This window comes from Vibrio sp. Y176, assembly GCF_033438945.1.
Window position 1 is genome coordinate 1 of sequence record NZ_JAWOQS010000533.1, and the last position, 699, is coordinate 699.

The 699-nt window shown below is 49.6% G+C and carries 1 protein-coding gene and 1 pseudogene; both read right to left on the bottom strand.

The window, feature by feature from the left end; genetic code table 11:
- Positions 1 to 191: pseudogene (gene fliI, locus R7O13_RS27150) on the bottom strand (flagellum-specific ATP synthase FliI); the annotation flags it as partial.
- A 3-nt stretch (positions 192 to 194) separates the two neighbouring features.
- On the bottom strand, positions 195 to 699 hold a 505-nt coding region (locus R7O13_RS27155), incomplete at its 5' end, for a flagellar assembly protein FliH (protein WP_318305236.1).

A 699-nucleotide genomic window follows, 5' to 3' on the forward strand; every position in this document is an offset into this window, starting at 1 on the left:
GAAAAACCAACCACTTCGGCTTCCATGTGACCAGACATGGTTTCAACCAAACATAGACTGCCGATCGGCGCACGACAGCCCGTTGCTTCTAAGGTCAAACCAACAACGCGCACCAATTTGCCAGAAGCAACCGGACGCGTGGTTAAGCCTTCAACTTTGTAGTTTTTGAGACGATCGGCCAAAGCTTGCATGGACTACTCACCCTCTTGGTGACGGTTCGCGCCACAAAAGCTGTGCAGCACACTCTTGATGCGCTCTTCCATGCGGTAGTTAATGCTCGATTCGCCGGCTTCGATTTGCACATCGCCACGATTAAGTGATGGCTCAGAAACCAGTGTCCAGTTACGGCAATCTAAATCTTCTTCACCATACGCAGAGCGAATGATGGCAACATCTTCAGGGTTGAGATGCAATGTGATTGGATGGCCAGAAATCGGCAGCGCTTCTACCGACTGCTTAACCGTATCGAGAATAATTTGTGGATTGGTTTGAACCTCGACATGCACCACTTCTTTGACTAGGCACAGCACCATGTCCACCAGTTGCTTCTCTACCTGAGCATTCATCAGCTCCAAAGGTTGAGCAAACTGGTTGGCGAGATTCATAAACACGTCAACCTGCTGTTGAATAAACTCTTGGCCAACAGAAACGCCTTCTGCTTTACCCAGCTCTAAGCCCTCAGCATGGCCTGCTTGCAAG